The sequence below is a fragment of the Streptomyces catenulae genome, assembly GCF_000718015.1.
In the GTDB taxonomy this organism is placed as follows: domain Bacteria; phylum Actinomycetota; class Actinomycetes; order Streptomycetales; family Streptomycetaceae; genus Streptomyces; species Streptomyces catenulae.
In genome coordinates this window covers 355,323-368,406 of record NZ_JODY01000003.1, presented here as the reverse complement: position 1 = coordinate 368,406, position 13,084 = coordinate 355,323, and the positions used below count along the sequence as shown (strand labels likewise).

11 protein-coding genes are annotated in these 13,084 nt (G+C 71.4%); 10 read left to right on the top strand and 1 reads right to left on the bottom strand.

Annotated elements, in window-relative coordinates:
- Positions 1 to 30: 30 nt before the first annotated feature.
- Both IF23_RS0105630 and IF23_RS0105625 read left to right on the top strand, forming a co-directional pair.
- The gene (locus IF23_RS0105630) at positions 31 to 1,068 is read left to right on the top strand and encodes an Rv2578c family radical SAM protein (RefSeq protein ID WP_030280442.1); all 1,038 of its coding nucleotides are present in this window, start codon (positions 31 to 33) and stop codon (positions 1,066 to 1,068) included.
- Positions 1,069 to 1,125: 57 nt separating this feature from the next.
- Positions 1,126 to 1,698 carry a GNAT family N-acetyltransferase gene (locus tag IF23_RS0105625; protein WP_037677465.1) on the top strand — a complete coding sequence of 191 codons (573 nt, stop codon included), beginning with the start codon at positions 1,126 to 1,128 and terminating at the stop codon, positions 1,696 to 1,698.
- A 166-nt stretch (positions 1,699 to 1,864) separates the two neighbouring features.
- On the opposite strand, the gene IF23_RS0105620 is transcribed toward IF23_RS0105625, so the two are convergent.
- Positions 1,865 to 2,473: a HEAT repeat domain-containing protein gene (locus IF23_RS0105620; protein WP_030280438.1), complete on the bottom strand. Its 609-nt coding sequence runs from the start codon at positions 2,471 to 2,473 to the stop codon at positions 1,865 to 1,867.
- A gap of 449 nt (positions 2,474 to 2,922) precedes the next feature.
- On the opposite strand from IF23_RS0105620, the gene IF23_RS0105615 reads away from it, so the two are divergent.
- From IF23_RS0105615 to pssA, 8 genes are all read left to right on the top strand, one after another.
- A complete protein-coding gene (locus IF23_RS0105615; RefSeq protein WP_030280436.1) occupies positions 2,923 to 4,749 on the top strand; it encodes a 3-hydroxyacyl-CoA dehydrogenase family protein in 1,827 nt (608 codons plus the stop codon).
- Between the two features lie 112 nt (positions 4,750 to 4,861).
- The gene (locus tag IF23_RS0105610) at positions 4,862 to 5,659 is read left to right on the top strand and encodes a TetR family transcriptional regulator (RefSeq protein ID WP_211266117.1); all 798 of its coding nucleotides are present in this window, start codon (positions 4,862 to 4,864) and stop codon (positions 5,657 to 5,659) included.
- Between the two features lie 488 nt (positions 5,660 to 6,147).
- On the top strand, positions 6,148 to 7,485 hold the full coding sequence (gene ccrA, locus IF23_RS0105605; RefSeq protein ID WP_030280432.1) for a crotonyl-CoA carboxylase/reductase: 1,338 nt from the start codon (positions 6,148 to 6,150) through the stop codon (positions 7,483 to 7,485).
- A gap of 66 nt (positions 7,486 to 7,551) precedes the next feature.
- Entirely contained in the window at positions 7,552 to 9,603 is a 2,052-nt protein-coding gene (locus IF23_RS0105600; RefSeq protein WP_037677373.1) for a protein meaA, read from the top strand.
- A gap of 61 nt (positions 9,604 to 9,664) precedes the next feature.
- Positions 9,665 to 10,189, top strand: a complete 525-nt coding sequence (locus IF23_RS0105595) for a MaoC family dehydratase (protein ID WP_030280429.1) — start codon at positions 9,665 to 9,667, stop codon at positions 10,187 to 10,189.
- Between the two features lie 2 nt (positions 10,190 to 10,191).
- Positions 10,192 to 11,397, top strand: a complete 1,206-nt coding sequence (locus IF23_RS0105590) for an acyl-CoA dehydrogenase family protein (RefSeq protein ID WP_030280427.1) — start codon at positions 10,192 to 10,194, stop codon at positions 11,395 to 11,397.
- Between the two features lie 171 nt (positions 11,398 to 11,568).
- Entirely contained in the window at positions 11,569 to 12,216 is a 648-nt protein-coding gene (locus IF23_RS0105585; protein WP_030280425.1) for a phosphatidylserine decarboxylase, read from the top strand.
- Positions 12,203 to 13,054 carry a CDP-diacylglycerol--serine O-phosphatidyltransferase gene (gene pssA, locus IF23_RS0105580; RefSeq protein WP_030280423.1) on the top strand — a complete coding sequence of 284 codons (852 nt, stop codon included), beginning with the start codon at positions 12,203 to 12,205 and terminating at the stop codon, positions 13,052 to 13,054. Before IF23_RS0105585 ends, pssA begins: the two co-directional genes overlap by 14 nt.
- Positions 13,055 to 13,084 lie beyond the last annotated feature (30 nt).

Here is a 13,084-nt window from a genome sequence, read left to right as displayed (position 1 = left end):
AGGGGATCGACAGGACGGCGAGGAGGCAGGATGCGCTGGGAACATCTGGGCGAGGGCCCGTCGGCACTGTTCGGCACGGAGACCGTCAGCCGGAGGTTCGACACCCCGGAATTCCGCGGCATGACCTTCCACGAGGTCCGCGCCCGCTCACTCGTCAACCGCGTCCCGGGCGGCTCCCGGGCGCCCTTCGCCTGGACGGTCAACCCGTACCGCGGCTGCAGTCACGCCTGCGTCTACTGCTTCGCCCGCCGGACCCACAGCTATCTGGACCTCGACACCGGCACCGGCTTCGACTCCCAGATCGTGGTCAAGGTCAACGCCCCCGAGCTGCTCCGCCGCGAGCTGGCGCGCCCCGCCTGGCGCGGCGAGCACATCGCGATGGGCACCAACGTCGACTGCTACCAGCGGGCGGAGGGACGGTACGCGCTGATGCCCGGCATCCTGGCGGCACTGCGCGACCGGGCCAACCCGTTCTCGGTGCTCACCAAGGGCACGCTGATCCTGCGCGATCTGGAGCTACTGCGGCAGGCGGCCGAGGTCACCGACGTCGGCGTCTCGGTCTCCGTCGGCTTCCTCGACCGGGAGCTGTGGCGCACGGTCGAGCCCGGCACACCCGCCCCGGAGCGGCGGCTGGACGTGATCCGCACGCTGCGCGCCCACGGCATCGGCTGCGGGGTGCTGATGGCCCCGGTGCTCCCGTTCCTCGGCGACACCCCCGAGCAGCTCCGCGCCACGGTCCGCGCCCTGGCCGAGGCGGGCGCCGAGTCCGTCACCCCGCTCGCCCTCCACCTACGCCCGGGCGCCCGCGAGTGGTACCTCTCCTGGCTCGCCCGCCACCACCCCCGACTGCTCCCCCGCTACGACCGGCTGTACGCAAACGGCGCCTACGCCCCCACCTGGTACCAACGCCGCATCACCCGCCAGGTCCACGAGTTCGCCACGGAATTCGGCATAGGTCCGGGCCGCCCGGGCGAGGCCCGCCGCATCCGGCCCGTACGGAGCGAGCCCACAGGCGGCAGTGGGCACCCCGAACCGCCCAGGCAGCCGACGCAGTTGACGCTCCTGTGAGGCCGCTCCCCGGAAAAGGGCGTGCTGCCGTCCGGCCGGGCGCCCTACCGTCCCCGCATGACGACAGCTGACGGGGCGCCGGTGCGCGTCCGGGAGATGACCGAGGGCGATGCCGGAGCGGTGGCCGCGGTGCGGGTGCGGGGGTGGCAGGTGGCGTACGAGGGGCTGATGCCGCGGGCGTATCTGGACGGACTGAGCGTGCCGGAACAGGCCGCGGCGCAGCGCGTCCGGCTGCGGCGGCGGTCGCCCGCGGTCCGCGATCTGGTGGCGGAGCGGGCGGGCGCGGTCGTCGGCTGGGCGTGCGTCGGGCCCGCGCCCGCGCCGGACGCCACGGACCGGCCCGCACCGGAGGTGCCGGGCACGGCACCCGACCCCGTAGGCGAACTGTTCGCGCTGTACGTCGCACCGGAACTGATCGGCATGGGCATCGGCCGCACCCTCATGACCGCCTCGCTGGAGCACGCCCGGGAAGCCGGTTTCGCCGAACTGCGCCTCTGGGTGGTACGCGGCAACGCCCGGGCCCGGCGGTTCTACGCCCGCGCCGGTTTCACCCCGGACGGCACGGAGCAGACGGACGAGGTCGGCGGCGAGCCCGTCCCCGAACTGCGCTACCGGCGGCCGGTGGGGTGAGGGAAGCTGCGGGCCACGCCCCGAGTGGCGGCTTCGACGGGCAGTCGGTCGGACGAGGTCGGCGGCAGGCCGCACCCCGCACCCCGGGAGGCGGCTCCCGCCCGCAATCGGCGCACCGGCGCTCAGACCCGGACGGCGGCAACCGTCCGCCCCGTCTCCCCCTTCCTCACGCCTCCCCCACCTCCCCCAACCTCGCCAACGCGGCCGCCGCCGCGGCTGCCAGGCGGGGGTGGGCCGTGGCGGTGGTCAGGGCGGGGACCGCGCGGCGGTCGCCGAGGGCGCCCAGGCCCTCGACGCAGGCGAGCGCGACGCGCCAGTACGGCGTGTGCGGGGCGGTCAGCCGTTCCAGGGTGGCGATCAGCGCCGGTACGGACTGCGGGGCCCGCAGTTCGGCGAGCAGCCGGACGGGGTGCAGCGCGTAGGCGGTGCGCAGCGGATTGGTGGCGAGGGCGGCGGCCGCGCGGGCGGTGCGCGGGTCGCCGAGCCGGGCCAGGGCGTGGGCGGCCGTGGCGCACCGCACCGGGTCGCGGTAGTTGAGCAGCAGCACCAGCGTCTCGAAGGCGCGGGTGTCGCCCGCGCAGCCGAGCACGTAGGCGGCGATCTCCCGGGCCCACAGCGGGCGCTCCACCGCGGTCAGTACGGCGGCCAGTTCGTCGCGGGCGGCGGCGCCGCCGCGGCGGGCGAGGCCGAGCAGCCGCTCGTAGGCCGCCAGATCGTCCGCGGTGCGCAGTTCGGCACGCACCCGGTCCGTCAACTCGTGGAATTCTTCTTCCATTTGCCGCCTTCTCTCCCGCCGACCGGCCGATGTCCCGCCGGGCCCGCCCGCTGTGGCCCGCGCCACGCTACAAGCCCCGCCCTACCCCTGGACCAGCGGTTACCCACCGGTTAACCTCGGGGAACGAGCAGCACCCCTGCTCCGGCGGCCTGGTGACGCAGCCGCCTGTAGTACGTCGGTTCGGTGAGCACCACCCGGTCCGGTCCGCACGCCCGGCCCGGTTTTCCCGCGACACCGTTACGGAGAGCACGGCACGGCCCCGGGACAGGGCCCGCCTCCGCCTCTTCGCGTATCCGCACCCCTCCGCCCCGCACCGTCCGCGGTGTCCGGCCCGCCCCGGCGCGTACCCCTGCCGTGGTGGACGCCGTACGCCGGGCCGTGCCGCCGGGCGCAACTCCTCAGTCGTCACTCTCCCCCGCGCGCGGGGGAACACCCTCTGGAGTCCCTCGATGGACCGTCAGTCCACCCCAGATCCCTCCTCCGACCTGTCCGGCGCCACGCCGCCCCTGACGACCGTGGCCGTCGTCGGCCTCGGCACGATGGGCAGCCAGCTCGCCGAGATCCTCGCCCGCGCCGGGCGGGAGGTCATCGGCGTCGACACCGACGACGCCGCCGCCCGTACCGCCGCGGACGCCCTCGCCGCCGCCACCGCCCGCTCCGTCGAGCGCGGCCGGATCACCGAACGGGAGCGGCAGTCGGTGCTGGCGCGGTTCCGTACCTTCCCCGACGTGCGGGCCGCCGCCGACGCCGACCTGGTGATCGAGGTGGTGCCCGAGGACCAGGCACTCAAGCGGGAGGTGCTGGCCGCGCTGGACGCGGTGGTGCGCCCGGACACGATCATCGCGACCGGCACCAACGCGCTCTCGGTGACCCGGCTCGCCGCCGACTCCCGGCACCCCGAGCGGGTCCTCGGGCTGCACTTCTTCAACCCGGCACCGGCGATGAAGCTGGTCGAGGTGGTCTCCTCGGTGCTGACCGCGCCGACCGCCGTCACCGCCGTCACCCAACTCGCCCGCGACCTGGGCAAGGACCCGATCGCGGTGGGCGACCGGCCCGGCTTCGTCGCCGACGGGCTGCTCTTCGGCTACCTCAACCAGGCTGCGGCGATGTACGAGTCGCGGTACGCCGGGCGGGAGGACATCGACGCGGCGATGCGGCTGGGCTGCGGTCTGCCGATGGGTCCGCTGGCGCTGCTCGACCTGATCGGCGTGGACACCGCCCGCACCGTTCTGGAGGCGATGTACACCGCCTCCGGCGACCGGCTGCACGCCCCCGCGCCGATCCTCGGCCAGCTCGCCGAGGCGGGGCTGACCGGCCGCAAGGCGGGCCGCGGCTTCTACACGTACCAGGCGCCGGGCTCGGCCACCGTGGTGCCGGACGCGCAGACCCCGGCGGACGGCGGCGGGCGCGGCGGCGGGCGGCCGGTGCGTGCCGTCGGTGTCGCCGGGTCCGGGACGATGGCGTCCGGGATCGCCGAGGTCTTCGCGAAGGCGGGCTTCGACGTCGTACTGGCGGCCCGTGGCCGGGAGAAGGCGGAGCGGGCGGTGGCGCGGATCGCGAGGTCGCTGGAGCGCTCGGTGGAGAAGGGGCGGCTGACCGCCGGGGAGCGGGACGCCGCGCTGGCCGCGATCACCCCGGCGGGCTCGCTGGACGCGCTGGCCGGGGTCGATCTCGCCGTCGAGGCGGTGGCCGAGGACCTGGCGGTCAAGCAGGAGCTGTTCGCCCGCCTGGACGCGGTCTGCCGACCGGGCGCGATCCTGGCGACCACCACCTCGTCGCTGCCGGTCATCGCCTGCGCCCGCGCCACCTCCCGGCCGCAGGACGTCGTCGGGATGCACTTCTTCAACCCGGCTCCGGCGATGAAGCTGGTCGAGGTGGTGCGGACGGTGCTGACCGCCGACGAGGTGCACGCCACCGTCCGGCAGGTGTGCACGGCGGCGCGCAAGCACGCGGTGGACTGCGGGGACCGCGCCGGGTTCATCGTGAACGCGCTGCTGTTCCCGTACCTCAACAACGCGGTGAAGATGGTGCAGGAGCACTATGCGACGCCGGACGACATCGACGCGGCGATGAAGCTGGGCGGCGGCTACCCGATGGGCCCGTTCGAGCTGCTGGACGTCGTCGGGCTCGATGTCTCGCTGGCGATCGAGAAGGTGCTGCACGCGGAGTTCCGCGATCCGGGGCTGGCCCCGGCGCCGCTCCTGGAGCACCTGGTCGCCGCGGGCTGCCTGGGGCGCAAGACGGGCCGCGGCTTCCGTGAGTACGCCCGGCGCTGACCGGGACCGGTGGGGCGGGCTGCTGGCGCCTGCGGGCGGCCCGCCCCTGGTCAGCGGGGCGCGGATGGCACCGAATGCCACGGGGCGCGGGAATATGAAGTACCGTCCCCACATGTCCCAGCCCGCTCGTTCCCCGTCCCCCGACACTCCGGAGACCAGTACTCCGGGCGCCCGCCGCGCGGCGGCCCAGCGACTCAAGATGCGCCGCGAACTCTCGGCCGCGGCCATGGAGTTGTTCGCGACCAAGGGCTACGAGGCGACCACGGTCGACGAGATCGCGGCGGCCGCCGGTGTCGCCCGGCGGACGTTCTTCCGCCACTTCCGCTCCAAGGAAGAGGCGATCTTCCCCGACCACGACGACACCCTGGTGCGCGCCGCGGCGGTCCTCGACGCGGCACCGGCGCACGAGAACCCGCTCGACACGGTCTGCCGCGGCATCAAGGAAGTCATGCGGATGTACGCGGCGTCCCCCGCGGTCTCCGTGGCCCGCTACCACCTGACCCGTGAGGTGCCCACCCTCCGGGAGGCCGAGATCGCGTCGGTGGCCCGCTACGAGCGGCTGTTCACCCGCTATCTGCTGGGCCATTTCGACGAGGACGCGCACCGCGAGGGCGACGACGATCCGCTGCTCGCCGAGGTCGCCGCGTCGGCGGTGGTCACCGCGCACAACCACGTACTGCGGCGGTGGCTGCGGGCCGGTGCCCAGGGCGATGTGGAGACCCAGCTGGACCACGCCTTCGAGATCGTCCGGGAGACGTTCGGCACCGGCATCGGCGGGCGCAGCGACGCGGGCGAGAGCGCGCCCGCGGCGGTCTCCCGCACGGGTGAGGTGCTGGTCACGGTGGCGCGGACGGACGCCCCGCTGGACGAGGTCATGCGGACCATCGAACGGGCGCTGAAGAAGCGCTGACCCCGGGGGCGCCGCCCGCCGCCTCCCCCCGCCCGCACACCGATCCCGTACCACCCCCGGCCCCCGGGACCCGACGCCGCGCGTCCGGTCCCGGGGGCCGCGGCATGCCCGGGGAACCCGGGCCGACCTGCGCGATCATCGCGTATCCGAGGGCTCTTTGATCGATCATGCAGCGCCCTCGGGTCCCCTTTGAACGATCATCGCTCAGATGTGAGGACTTTCTTTCATCTGAGAGAAAGTCATGGCACTCGGTGTCTTGTTCGCTGGCACCCGGTGTCATACGTTGAGGGAGTCCGAGCGACCGGCACACACCCCACCCCGTGTGCCGGATGTCCCAACGGCCTTGTCAGGGCCGCCCGTTCGGACGCCTGCGTCACAGGCACACCGCGCTCACCGGCGCCGACTTCCGCGGACCCCTCATCCGCAGCCCGCACCACCCCCGACGTTCCCTCAAGCCGTTCCTGAACGCGCTTCGCCGGAGGCACACCGTGAACGAAATCCTGGACGCGATCCTCGCGCCCGACACCACCCGCGACGACTTCGCCGCCCTGCCGCTCCCCGAGTCCTACCGCGCGGTCACCGTCCACAAGGACGAGGCCGAGATGTTCGCCGGGCTCGCCACCCACGAGAAGGACCCGCGCAAGTCCCTGCACGTCGAGGACGTCCCGCTGCCCGAACTGGGCCCCGGCGAGGCGCTGGTCGCCGTCATGGCGTCCTCCGTGAACTACAACAGCGTCTGGACCTCGATCTTCGAGCCGCTGCCGACCTTCGGCTTCCTGGAGCGCTACGGCAAGCTCTCCCCGCTCGCCAGGCGCCACGACCTGCCGTACCACGTCATCGGCTCCGACCTGGCGGGCGTGGTGCTGCGCACCGGCCCCGGCGTCAACTCCTGGCACCCCGGCGACGAGGTCGTCGCGCACTGCCTCTCCGTGGAGCTGGAGTCCTCCGACGGGCACAACGACACGATGCTCGACCCCGAGCAGCGGATCTGGGGCTTCGAGACCAACTTCGGCGGGCTCGCCGAGATCGCGCTCGTCAAGTCCAACCAGCTGATGCCGAAGCCGGACCACCTCAGCTGGGAGGAGGCAGCCGCCCCCGGGCTGGTCAACTCCACCGCCTACCGCCAGCTGGTCTCCCGCAACGGCGCCGGGATGAAGCAGGGCGACAACGTCCTCATCTGGGGCGCCAGCGGCGGCCTCGGCTCGTACGCCACGCAGTTCGCGCTGGCCGGCGGCGCCAACCCGATCTGTGTGGTCAGCAGCGCGGACAAGGCGGAGATCTGCCGGCGGATGGGCGCCGAGGCGATCATCGACCGCAAGGCCGAGGACTACCGCTTCTGGAAGAACGAGCACGAGCAGGACCCGCGCGAGTGGAAGCGGTTCGGCAAGCGGATCCGCGAGCTGACCGGCGGCGAGGACGTCGACATCGTCTTCGAGCACCCGGGCCGTGAGACGTTCGGCGCCTCCGTCTACGTCACCCGCAAGGGCGGCACCATCGTCACCTGCGCCTCGACCTCGGGCTACCGGCACGAGTACGACAACCGCTATCTGTGGATGTCGCTGAAGCAGATCGTCGGCTCGCACTTCGCCAACTACCGCGAGGCGTGGGAGGCCAACCGCCTCATCGCCAAGGGCAAGATCCACCCGACGCTCTCCAAGGTGTACTCCCTCGACGACACCGGCCAGGCCGCGTACGACGTCCACCGCAACCTCCACCAGGGCAAGGTCGGCGTCCTCGCGCTCGCCCCCGAGGAGGGTCTGGGCGTCCGCGACACGGAGCTGCGCGCCAGGCACCTCGACGCGATCAACCTCTTCCGCGACGCATGAGCGCGCGCTCCGGCGGGCCCGGAGCGCACCGTCGCACTGTCCGAACCGATAGGCGGTTGCACCACCATGACTGAGCGTCAGAAGGATCGTCCGTGGCTGATGCGGACCTACGCCGGGCACTCCACGGCCGAGGCGTCCAACGAGCTGTACCGGCGCAACCTCGCCAAGGGGCAGACCGGGCTGTCGGTCGCGTTCGACCTCCCGACGCAGACCGGATACGACCCCGACCACATCCTCGCCAGGGGTGAGGTCGGCCGGGTCGGCGTCCCGGTCTCCCACCTCGGCGACATGCGGCGGCTGTTCCACGACATACCGCTGGAGCAGATGAACACCTCGATGACCATCAACGCCACCGCGATGTGGCTGCTGGCGCTCTACCAGGTGGTCGCGGAGGAGCAGGGCGCGGACATCGCCAAGCTCCAGGGGACGACGCAGAACGACATCGTCAAGGAGTACCTCTCCCGGGGCACCCACGTCTTCCCGCCCGGGCCCTCCCTCCGGCTGACCACCGACATGATCGCGTACACGGTCCACCACATCCCGAAGTGGAACCCGATCAACATCTGCAGCTACCACCTCCAGGAGGCGGGCGCCACCCCGGTCCAGGAGATCGCGTACGCGCTGTCCACCGCCGTCGCGGTGCTGGACGCGGTGTTCGCCTCCGGGCAGGTCCCCGAGGACCGCAAGGGCGATGTCGTCGCCCGGATCTCCTTCTTCGTCAACGCGGGCGTCCGCTTCGTCGAGGAGATGTGCAAGATGCGGGCGTTCGGCCGCCTGTGGGACACGATCACCCGCGAGCGGTACGGCATCGAGAACCCCAAGCACCGCCGCTTCCGCTACGGCGTACAGGTCAACTCGCTGGGCCTGACCGAGGCGCAGCCGGAGAACAACGTCCAGCGGATCGTCCTGGAGATGCTGGCGGTCACGCTGTCGAAGGACGCCCGCGCCCGGGCCGTCCAACTCCCGGCGTGGAACGAGGCGCTGGGCCTGCCCCGCCCCTGGGACCAGCAGTGGTCGCTCCGCATCCAGCAGGTCCTCGCCCACGAGAGCGATCTGCTGGAGTACGAGGACCTGTTCGCCGGGTCGCACGTCGTCGAGGCCAAGGTGGACGCCCTCGTCGCACAGTGCCGGGCGGAGATGGACCGGATCCAGGAGATGGGCGGTGCGATGGCCGCCGTGGAGTCCGGCTACCTCAAGGCGCAGCTGGTCTCCTCGCACGCCGAGCGGCGGGCGCGGATCGAGTCCGGCGAGGAGAAGATCATCGGCGTCAACTGCTTCGAGTCCACCGAGCCGAACCCGCTCACCGCCGACCTCGACACCGCGGTCCAGACGGTCGACCCGGCGGTGGAGGCGCGCGTGGTGCGGGCGCTCGCCGACTGGCGCACCACCCGCGAGGAGCTGGCCGACCGCCAGGGGCGCGGCGAGCCGTTCCACTTCCCGCGCGTCCGGGAGGCCCTGGACCTGCTCAAGGAGGCCGCGGCCGGTACGGAGAACCTCATGGAGGCCACCGTGGAGTGCGCCCGCGCCGGGGTCACCACCGGCGAGTGGGCGGGCGCGCTGCGCGAGGTGTTCGGGGAGTTCCGGGCGCCCACCGGCGTCTCCGGCGCACCGCTGGCCGTCCCGGCGGAGGACGGCAGTCCGCTGGCCCTGGTCCGCGACAAGGTGGCGAAGACCGCCGCCGATCTGGGCACCGGCAAACTGCGGCTGCTGGTCGGCAAGCCCGGTCTGGACGGCCACAGCAACGGCGCCGAGCAGATCGCGGTGCGCGCCCGTGACGCCGGGTTCGAGGTGGTCTACCAGGGCATCCGGCTGACGCCCGAGCAGATCGTCGCGGCGGCGGTCGCCGAGGACGTGCACTGTGTGGGCCTGTCGATCCTGTCCGGTTCCCACGCCAAACTGGTCCCGGACGTCCTGGCGCGGCTGGAACGCGCCGGAGCCGAGGAGCTGCCCGTCATCGTCGGCGGGATCATCCCGTCCGCCGACGCCGCAGCCCTCCGCGAGGCGGGGGTGGCCGCGGTGTTCACCCCGAAGGACTTCGGTATCACCGAGATCATCGGCCGTATCGTCGACGAGATCCGCGGGGCGAACGGGCTCGCCCCGCTGGAGGTCCCCGTATGACCTGGGCGCAGGCCCGCGCCGCCCGTACATCCCCGCCCCAGGCTCCGGAGGAGTGAGCACGATGCAGTTCGGCCGTACCTACGAAGAGTTCACCGTCGGCGACGTCTACAAGCACTGGCCCGGCAAGACGGTCACCGAGTACGACGACCACCTCTTCTGCCTGCTGACGATGAACCACCACCCGCTGCACCTGGACGCCCACTACGCCGAGGAGACCACCGACTTCGGCAGGAACGTCGTCGTCGGCAACTACGTCTACTCGCTGCTGCTGGGCATGTCGGTGCCGGACGTCTCCGGGAAGGCGCTGGCCAACCTGGAGGTCGAATCGCTCAGGCATGTGGCGCCGACGTTCCACGGCGACACGCTCTACGGCGAGACGACGGTGCTCGACAAGACGCCGTCGCGCTCCAAGTCGGACCGCGGCATCGTCCAGGTCGAGACGAAGGGCTACAACCAGGACGGCACCCTCGTCTGCGTCTTCCGGCGCAAGGTCATGGTGCCGACCGCCCAGTACATCGCACAGCGCGGCGGCGAACAGCCCGGCCGCCCCGAGCTGAAGGCCCCGGCGGCCCGGAAGGAGAAGTAGACATGTCCCGTCTCGCGCAGACCGAGGGCCTGACCGACATCCAGCGGGAGATCCTCGCCACCGTCCGCGACTTCGTGGACAAGGAGATCCTCCCCGTCGCCACCGAGCTGGAGCACCGCGACGCGTACCCGACGCAGATCGTCGAGGGCCTCAAGGAGCTGGGCGTCTTCGGGCTGATGATCCCCGAGGAGTACGGCGGTCTCGGCGAGTCCCTGCTCACCTACGCCCTGACGGTGGAGGAGATCGCCCGCGGCTGGATGAGCGTGTCGGGCATCATCAACACCCACTTCATCGTGGCGTACCTGCTCAAGCAGCACGGCACGCAGGAGCAGAAGGAGTACTTCCTGCCCAGGATGGCGACGGGCGAGATCCGCGCCGCCTTCTCGATGTCGGAACCGGCACTCGGCTCGGACGTCGCCGCGATCTCTTCCAAGGGCGTCCGCGACGGTGACGGCTATCTGCTCAGCGGCCAGAAGATGTGGCTGACGAACGGCGGCTCGTCGACGCTGGTGGCGGTGCTCTGCCGGACCGACGAGGGCCACCCCGAGGGCACCGCCCCGCACAGGTCGATGACGACCTTCCTGGTGGAGAAGGAGGCCGGGTTCGGCGAGGTCCGCCCCGGTCTGACCGTCCCCGGCAAGATCGAGAAGATGGGGTACAAGGGGGTCGACACCACCGAGCTGATCATGGACGGCCTGCGGATACCGGCCGACCGGGTGCTCGGCGGGCGGACCGGACGTGGCTTCTCTCACATGATGGACGGCGTCGAGGTGGGCCGGGTCAATGTCGCCGCGCGCGGCTGCGGCGTCGCCCGGCGCGCCTTCGAGCTGGGCATCGACTACGCACAGCAGCGTCACACCTTCGGCAAGCCGATCGCGCAGCATCAGGCCATCCAGTTCAAATTGGCAGAAATGGCGACAAAGGTCGAAGCAGCCCATGCGATGATGGTGAATGCTGCACGCAAAAAGGACTCGGGACAACGAAACGACCTTGAGGCGGGCATGGCGAAGTACCTGGCCTCCGAGTACTGCAAGGAGGTGGTGGAGGACGCATTCCGCATCCACGGTGGCTACGGCTTCTCGAAGGAGTACGAGATCGAGCGCCTCTACCGCGAGGCCCCGATGCTGCTGATCGGTGAAGGTACCGCCGAGATCCAGAAAATGATCATCGGCCGGCGGCTACTGGAGGAGTACCGAATCCAGGGGTGAAATTCCGCTTTGCCCGCATTTCATCTAGACGAAGATCACACCGCGTCATCCTTGTTCGGCCACGGATTGGCTCTGGCTCTTGGCCAGTTGCCGCTCGTAACCGATAGCATCCCCGGAAAGCCGCCGTCCCCCGTAACCACTACGCGGCATCCTCCGCTACGAAGGTCATCCATGCCCCACAGCCAATCCTCTGCACCACGCGGTCGCGTCCGCCTCGCGCGCGGAGCGTCGCCGTGGCTCCTCCCGACCGTGGCAACGGCAGCGGTCAGCCTGGCCCGCTCCCGTCGCTCGGGACGCTGGGCCGCCGTCGCCGTGCCCACCACCGCTCTCGCGGCGGGCATGCTGTGGTTCTTCCGCGACCCCGAGCGTGAGATCGCTCAGGGCCGCGTGATTTCCCCGGCCGACGGTGTGGTGCAGAGCATCATGCCGTGGAAGGACGGGCGCACCCGCGTCGCGATCTTCATGAGCCCGCTGAACGTCCACGTCAACCGCGCACCGCTGGCCGGCACGGTGACGTCCGTGGAGCACATCCCCGGTGGGTTCGTGCCGGCGTTCAACAAGGAGAGCGAGAACAACGAACGCGTCGTCTGGCATTTCGACACCGAGATCGGTGACATCGAGATGGTCCAGATCGCCGGTGCGGTGGCCCGCCGCATCGTGCCTTACGTGCCGCAGGGCACCAAGGTGGAGCAGGGCGAACGCATCGGTCTGATCCGCTTCGGCTCCCGCGTCGACGTCTACCTTCCGGAAGGCGTCGAGGCGGCGGTCGAGGTCGGCCAGGCCACCACCGCGGGGGTGACTCGTCTTGACCGTGATTGATCCCGAAACCCAGGCCGGCTGGGCTCCCGAGAACGAGGAGGAGGGTGACGTCGACATTCCGCTGTCCACGCGGCTGTCGATAGCGGACACCCTCACCCTCGGCAACGCCATCTGCGGCTTCATGGCCGTCTACTTCACAACCACCGGCGTCCTCATCCCGCATCTGACGGGCATGGACGACGGCGGCATGGCGCGGCACAGCGCGGCGATGGCCGTGATCCTGATGCTGCTGGCGTCGGTCTTCGACCTCTTCGACGGACTCGTGGCGCGCAAGCTGCGGGCCTCCGCGATGGGCGCCGAGCTGGACAACCTCTCCGACCTGATCAGCTTCGGTCTGGCGCCCGCCTACTTCGTCGTCACCTGGGGCATGGTCGCGCAGGACGCGAACCAGCAGGTGTCGGTGGTGGCCGCGGTCGTGGTGCTGCTCGCCGTGGTGCTGCGGCTGGCGCGCTTCTCGTGTGTGCCGATGCGCGACGGGATGTTCCAGGGCATGCCCGGACCGTTCGGCGCGCTGACCGTCGTCGCCATCGTCCTGCTGGAGCTGCCGTTCCTGCCGACGCTGCTGGCGATCATCGGCGTGGCCTGGCTGATGGTGAGCCGGGTCGAGTACCCGAAGCCGCGCGGCCGTCTCGCCGTGGCGATGCTCAGCTGGATCGTGCTCAGCATGGGCATGCTCGCCGCCTGGGCGCTGGACGCCCCGGCCGGGCAGCGGCTGCTGCAGACCGGCTGCGCCCTGCAGATCGTCCTCGGTGCGATGATCCCGCTCTTCGCGACGGCCCGGCGGGTGAACACCTTCCGCGACAACCGCCGCGAGGCCCGCGCCGCGCAGCTGCCGTAAGGCGTAGACGTACAGACGAAGGAGCCCCGG